6 protein-coding genes are annotated in these 6792 nt (G+C 61.2%); 5 read left to right on the top strand and 1 reads right to left on the bottom strand.

The window, feature by feature from the left end; translation table 11 throughout:
* Positions 1 to 152: 152 nt before the first annotated feature.
* A complete protein-coding gene (locus Q7L05_RS16575; RefSeq protein WP_303909296.1) occupies positions 153 to 1199 on the bottom strand; it encodes a tRNA (5-methylaminomethyl-2-thiouridylate)-methyltransferase in 1047 nt (348 codons plus the stop codon).
* A gap of 270 nt (positions 1200 to 1469) precedes the next feature.
* Here Q7L05_RS16575 and glyQ point away from each other — a divergent pair, with 270 nt between their 5' ends.
* From glyQ to Q7L05_RS16550, 5 genes are all read left to right on the top strand, one after another.
* Positions 1470 to 2390 (top strand): glycine--tRNA ligase subunit alpha, encoded by a 921-nt coding sequence (gene glyQ, locus Q7L05_RS16570; RefSeq protein WP_303909294.1) that lies wholly within the window; start codon positions 1470 to 1472, stop codon positions 2388 to 2390.
* Between the two features lie 116 nt (positions 2391 to 2506).
* Positions 2507 to 4588, top strand: coding sequence for a glycine--tRNA ligase subunit beta (glyS, locus tag Q7L05_RS16565; protein ID WP_303909292.1), 2082 nt, complete (start codon positions 2507 to 2509; stop codon positions 4586 to 4588).
* A 295-nt stretch (positions 4589 to 4883) separates the two neighbouring features.
* The gene (locus Q7L05_RS16560; RefSeq protein ID WP_303909290.1) at positions 4884 to 5222 is read left to right on the top strand and encodes a nucleoside triphosphate pyrophosphohydrolase family protein; all 339 of its coding nucleotides are present in this window, start codon (positions 4884 to 4886) and stop codon (positions 5220 to 5222) included.
* 152 nt (positions 5223 to 5374) lie between these two features.
* A complete protein-coding gene (gene gmhB / locus Q7L05_RS16555; protein ID WP_303909288.1) occupies positions 5375 to 5920 on the top strand; it encodes a D-glycero-beta-D-manno-heptose 1,7-bisphosphate 7-phosphatase in 546 nt (181 codons plus the stop codon).
* A gap of 10 nt (positions 5921 to 5930) precedes the next feature.
* Positions 5931 to 6623, top strand: a complete 693-nt coding sequence (locus tag Q7L05_RS16550; RefSeq protein WP_317623150.1) for a lysophospholipid acyltransferase family protein — start codon at positions 5931 to 5933, stop codon at positions 6621 to 6623.
* The last annotated feature ends 169 nt before the right edge of the window (positions 6624 to 6792 follow it).

The following is a 6792-nucleotide window of genomic DNA, read 5'->3' as shown; positions in this document are numbered from 1 at the left end:
GCTAGTGGCTAGTGGCTAGTGGCTAGTGGCTAGTGGCTAGTGGCTAGTGGCTAGTCGTGATTGTCCGTGCAAACGGCTGTCCCTACAACCGGCAATAGGGATTGTAAGAGCCCAATCCTCTGGGCGAATGCCCTTAGCGCTGTCGGACCGGTTCAAATCATCCACTCTTCGAGGATCTGGTTGGGCGGCAGCGGTACCACCTGAAGTTCGCGGGTCTCCCCGTTGGGGGGTGTCACGGAGATGGTCACCGATTCGGCCATGCGATCCTTCGAGTAACGTGCAGTGATGCGGGCAGCCAGCGCCAGATCGTCATCGCTCGGCTCACCGTCCACCAGCACCAGCGGTCCGGGACAACTCACGGTTCGCAGCGCTGTGAATTGTTTGCGGTACCCTTCCAGAAACTGGTTCTCGCCATCTTCGCGGCCGACGATCAATTTGAAATGGGGGGCGGGCCGGATATGACGACCCACCTTCAACAGCATGATGTCATCCAGCTCATACTCACGGTGGCCCTGGGCCTGCCACAAGTCTGCCAGTTTGCGGGAATAGACCTCGTCGGTCAGGAAGCAGCAGCCGCCGGCGGGGGTGGCCCAGTCCTCAAATCCGAATTCCCTGGCCAGGGCAATCTGCGGTTTGCGGGTGCGCCCGGAAAAATCATGCAGCTTTTCACGATCCACCCATCCCTCACGCTCGGGCAGGGTAGCGGGCAGGTTCTTCGCACAGAGGGGACGCAGCAGACGGTCCTCGGCACCCGACTCATTGGCCACCACAGGCATGGTATCGGCACGCTGGGACATGGGACGCTGTCCCACCACCTCGCCGGTGATGATGAAATCGAAATCGTGCTCCTCCATCCACTCCAGCGCCTTTTTGACCATGAAGATCTTGCAATCCAGGCAGGGATTGAGATTGGCGCCGTAGCCGTGCCTGGGATGAAGGAGAACCTGCTTGTACTCCTCGATGATATCGACGATATGCAGCTTCATGCCGAGCTGCTCCGCCGCCCACAGCGCATTGTTGCGCTTCGGCCTGGCCTGATCCTTTTTGCGAATGGCGTGGGTATGACCCTCCACGCAGAACCCGGTGAAGAAGTTGATGCCTTCGACATGGACGCCCTGCTCCTGGACGACTTTCGCCGCCAACATGGAATCCAGGCCACCCGAGACGAGCGCGACGGCTTTGAGCTGTTTGTTCTGCATAGTCACCAAAAAGGGGTTCGACTTTCGTTTTAGAGCAGGCCATTTTACCAGACCGGCGGCGCGAGGTCGGGATTTAACCCGGCACACTCGAATGGGACGGCCTGAAGGCCGACCCACAGGCTTCTGTCGCTCCTGCGGCAAAAACGCTGCCTGTGATCCACGATGCAGCCCCGGTATAATGGCCGTTTTCCATTCGGAGCCGGTTGCAGCCGCGGAGTTCCATCGGGCTATCGGTTTTCGGCCATTGCCATCGACAAAAGGTGGGTTCTTTTGAGCACCGACAAGATTTCCGCCAGGGATGTTTCCACGTTTCAGGGACTGATACTGACCCTGCAGGAGTACTGGGCCAGCAAGGGATGCGTCCTGCTGCAGCCCTATGATATGGAGATGGGGGCCGGTACCTTCCACCCCGCCACCTTCCTGCGGGCCCTCGGCCCGGAACCCTGGAGCGCCGCCTACGTCCAGCCCTCGCGCCGGCCCACCGACGGCCGCTACGGCGAGAATCCCAACCGCCTGCAGCACTACTACCAATTCCAGGTGGTCATCAAGCCCTCGCCACTCGACATTCAGGACCTCTATCTGGATTCACTGCGCGTGCTGGGCATCGATCCGCTGGAGCACGATATCCGTTTCGTGGAGGACAACTGGGAGTCGCCCACCCTGGGCGCCTGGGGCCTCGGCTGGGAGGTGTGGCTGAACGGCATGGAGGTGACCCAGTTCACTTACTTCCAGCAGGCCGGCGGCCTGGAGTGTCGCCCCGTCACCGGGGAGATCACCTACGGCCTCGAGCGCATCGCCATGTACCTGCAGGGGGTAGAGAGCGTGTTCGACCTGGTGTGGACCGACGGTCCCCTGGGCAAGGTGACCTACGGCGATGTCTTCCACCAGAACGAGGTGGAGATGTCGACCTTCAATTTCGAGCAGGCGGATGTGGAAAGCCTGTTCGGCCATTTCGACTTCTACGAAAAGGAGAGCCAGCGGCTGATCGAAACCGGCCTGCCGCTGCCCGCCTACGAAATGGTCCTGAAGGCATCGCACACCTTCAACCTGCTGGACGCCAGACACGCGATCTCCGTCACCGAACGCCAGCGCTATATCCTGCGCGTGCGCGCCCTCGCACGGGCGGTGGCCCAGGCCTATTACGACCGGCGGGAGGCCCTGGGCTTCCCGATGCTGAACGGAAAAGGATGACTAACCGCAAAGGCGCAAAGAGCGCAAAGGACGGCCACAAGAGCGCTTTGCGCCTTTGCGGTAATTTTTTGGCGTAGCGCCTCTGCCCCTGGGGCCACAAAAAGAATCTGGGACTTATGACTGAAACCCGCGACCTGTTGATCGAGATTGGAACCGAAGAGCTGCCGCCCAAGGCGCTCAATGCCCTGTCCAGGGCCTTTGCCGCAGGCATCGAGGAGGGCCTTGGCAAGGCGGACCTGAAGCCGGCCAGCGTGACCCGCTATGCCAGTCCGCGCCGGCTCGCCGTCCTCATCCGGGACCTGCCGGTGGGGCAGGCGGATCGGGAGGTGGAGCGCCGCGGGCCGGCGCTGACCGCGGCCTTCGATGAACAGGGCGTGCCTACCCCGGCGGCGCAGGGCTTTGCCCGCTCCTGCGGGGTCGAGGTCGATGAACTGGAGACGATGCAAAGCAAGAAGGGAGCCTGGCTGGTGTTCCGCAAGATGGAACCGGGACAGACCACGGCCGAACTGATTCCGGCGATCGTCCAGACCTCGCTCGACAAGCTCCCGATCCCCAAGCGCATGCGCTGGGGTAATCTCGACGCCGAGTTCGTGCGTCCGGTGCACTGGGTGGTGTTGCTGTTCGGTGACGAGGTGATCGATACCGAGATCCTCTGCGTCCGATCGGGACGCGAGACCCGGGGACACCGTTTCCATCACGGCAAGCCGCTCTATATCGGCGAGCCGGCCGCCTATGCGCCACTGCTCGAAACCGAGGGCAGGGTTATCGTCGATCTCGAAACCCGCCGGGAGGCGATTCGGGGCCAGGTACTGGAAGCGGCCAAAGAGGTCGGCGGCCAGGCGGTCATCGATGAGGAGCTGTTGGACGAGGTGAATGGACTGGTGGAGTGGCCGGTGGCGGTCATCGGCAACTTCGAAAAACGCTTCCTGGACGTCCCTGCCGAGTGCCTGATCTCGGCCATGAAGGAGCACCAGAAGTATTTTCACGTGGTCGATGGCAAGGGCCGGCTGATGCCGCACTTCATCACCATCAGCAACATCGAAAGCTCCAGCCCCGAGGTCGTTCGGCGTGGCAACGAGCGGGTGATCCGACCGCGACTGACCGACGCCGAGTTCTTCTGGAATCAGGACCGCAAGACCCCCCTGGGCGATCGCGTCGAGAGCCTCAAAAGCATTCTGTTTCAGCAGAAACTAGGCACGCTGCACGACAAGACCGCGCGCGTCATGGTGCTGGCGAAGCAAATCGCCGACGGGATTGGCGGTGATACCGAAAAGGCCCGGCGCGCCGCAGAGATCGCCAAATGCGACCTGATGACCGAGATGGTCTACGAGTTTCCCGATCTGCAGGGGATCATGGGCCGCTACTATGCCGAGCACGACGGCGAGGACAGCGAAGTCGCCCGGGCGCTCGATGAGCAATACATGCCGCGCTTCGCCGGGGACCAATTACCGGCGACACCTACCGGGCAGGCGGTGGCCATCGCCGATCGGCTGGACACGCTGGTGGGGATTTTCGGTATCGGACAGCCGCCCTCCGGCGCCAAGGACCCGTTCGGCCTGCGCCGCGCCTCACTGGGTGTGTTGAGGACGCTCATCGAACGCGAGCTCGACATCGACCTGGCCGATCTCATCGAAACGGCAACGACGCAGCTACGCAATGGCGGAGTTGCAGTGGCAGACGACACCGCAACTCAGGTGCTGGACTTCGTGATGGAGCGACTGCGGGCCTATTACCAGGACCAGGGCATTGCTCACGACACCTTCGATGCCGTACTCGCCCGCCGGCCGACCAACCCACGTGATTTCGACCAGCGTATCCGGGCGGTGAATGCCTTCCGCGAACTCCCGGAGGCCGAGGCACTGGCCACGGCCAACAAGCGCATCCACAACATTCTGAAAAAGGCCGAACAGACCATTCCCGATCGGGTGGACACCGACCGGCTGCAAGAGGCCGAGGAGAGGGAGCTGGCCGACGCGATGGAGAAGGCCGCAGCCGAGGTCGGCCCCCTGTTCGCCGAGCGCCGCTACGAGGAGGCACTCAAGCGCCTGGCCGCCCTGCGAACCACCGTCGATCGCTTCTTCGATGAAGTCATGGTCATGGCCGACGATCCCAAGGTGCGTGAAAACCGTCTGGCACTGCTCAAGCGCCTTGGCGATTTATTCCTTCAGGCGGCCGACATTTCGCGCCTTCAGAGTTGAGGGGTACAGTAGTAATAATCGTAAAGGCGCAAAGAGCGCCAAGTGAACAAAACTGCGGGCACCGATGCTAATTGGCGCATCGGGGAGGCTTCCGCCGGGGTAACTGCTCGCCCGGGTAATCGCGCACGGCCCAGGAAAATCCGTCATCCCCGCGTAGGCGTGGATCCATTTTGAGCCATGCTTCTGTTCTCTGGATTCCCGCCTACGCGGGAACGACGGAGGGGGCGAGTAGTTATCCGCCGGGTTTCTTTGTGCTCTCCGCGTCTTTGCGGTGAAGGTCTTTAGGGGGTAATTAATGGACCGCGACTCTTATAACGCCATGCTTGCCGCCGTGCAGGCCTTCCATGACAAACACGACTTCAAGAACACAGGGGGTGAAGAACTCACCTATCGAATCGCGCTGATGGTAGAGGAGCTGGGCGAGATCGCCGAGTGCGTCACCAAGGGCAAGCCCCGAGAGGAATTGGCGGAGGAGGTCGCCGACCTGTTCATTCTCCTGATCGGTACCGGCATCGCCGCGGACTTCGATCTCAAGCAGGCCTTCTGGAACAAAATGAAGGCCCTGATGCAGCGCAAGTCGAAGATGATCGACGGGCGCATCCGGGTCTCGGAGTTCCGGGGCCAAGACAACTGATTCTCACCGCAAAGACGCAAAGGACGCAAAGAAAACCAGGAATCACCGAAGGCACCGAAAACCCGTGGGTGTGTTCGATGACTCTGTGGTTCATTGAAGGTCGTCATCTTTGCGGCCTTGCGGTTAATCCGCTAATGAGGCTGGGTGCTGCAATGAAAGTCGTCATTCTAGACCGGGACGGGGTCATCAATGAGGACTCCGACGATTACGTGAAATCGCCCGAAGAGTTCGTGCTCATCCCCGGCAGTGCCGAGGCCATCGCGCGCCTCAACCAAGCCGGATACCGGGTAGCGGTGGCGACCAACCAATCAGGTATCGCCCGTGACTATTTCAACGTGGATGCCCTTAATCGAATGCATTCCAAGCTTCGGCGGGAATTGAACAAGGTAGGTGGCGAAGTCGAACTGATTGCCTATTGTCCGCATGGTCCGGATGATGCCTGCGCCTGCCGCAAACCGGAAGCCGGGTTGTTGAAGGAGATTGGTGAGCGCATGGGTGTCGTTCTCCGAGGTGTCCCGGTAATCGGGGATTCGCTACGCGACCTTCAGGCCGCTCGAACGGTCGGCGCCCGCCCCATCCTGGTAAAGACCGGAAAGGGCCAGCGGACGCTGGAGAAAGCCAGTGATGGCGATCTCGAAGGGGTTGCTATTTTTGACGACTTGGCTGCGGCCGCCACCGCCATCCTGGAGGAACGCTGAATTGAACGTCGTGCGCTCACTACTCTTTTATCTGGGGTTCAGCCTGGCCACCGCAATCTACGTGATTATCCTTGCGCTGCTGTTGCCGTTCCCGGCGCGGATTCGGAATAGCACACTGACTGGATGGAGCGGGTTCGTGTTGTGGTGGTTAGGATTCAGCTGTGGCCTGTACTACCGCGTGGAAGGACAGGAAAACATCCCCCCCGGTCCGGCTGTAGTCCTCGTCAAGCACCAGTCCGCTTGGGAAACGATCGCCCTGCAGCGGGTATTTCCTGCGCAGACCTGGGTCCTCAAACGTCCCCTCCTTTGGATTCCGGTGTTCGGCTGGGGCCTGGCCATGACCCGACCGGTAGCGATTGATCGCAGCGCGGGCAAAAAGGCGCTACGCCAGGTCATCGAACAGGGCACAAAACGCCTCCGGGCAGGCCTGTGGATGATCATCTTTCCCGAAGGGACCCGCGTTGCACCCGGTGAAAAAGGTCGCTATGCCATTGGTGGCAGCATGCTGGCCAAGCAGGCAGGAGTCCCGGTGGTGCCGGTCGCCCATGACGCAGGAAGATACTGGCCCAAGCAGGGCTTTGCGAAAAAACCCGGCACCATCACTATCGCCGTCGGGCCGCCCATCGATACCCGGGGCCGTACTGCGGCCGAGATAAACCGGGAGGCCGAGGCCTGGATCGAAGGACGTATGGCCACACTTTGAACTCCGCTCGGACCCCCTCCTATACCCAAACCTCGCGGTCCTGCGTGGCCACGTTCTTCAAGGATCTCCATCCGAAATACCCCGATGTCTTTGCGAGGCGTACCCCCTGCTGCACAGGCCCGAATCGGTGACGAACCTTTAGCCGTCATTGCGAGGAGCCACAGCGACG

Origin of the sequence: Thiohalomonas denitrificans, assembly GCF_016841685.1 — a bacterium.
GTDB lineage: Bacteria > Pseudomonadota > Gammaproteobacteria > Thiohalomonadales > Thiohalomonadaceae > Thiohalomonas > Thiohalomonas denitrificans_A.
Note: the sequence above shows the minus strand (reverse complement) of the source record. Positions and strands in the feature narration are given on the sequence as shown.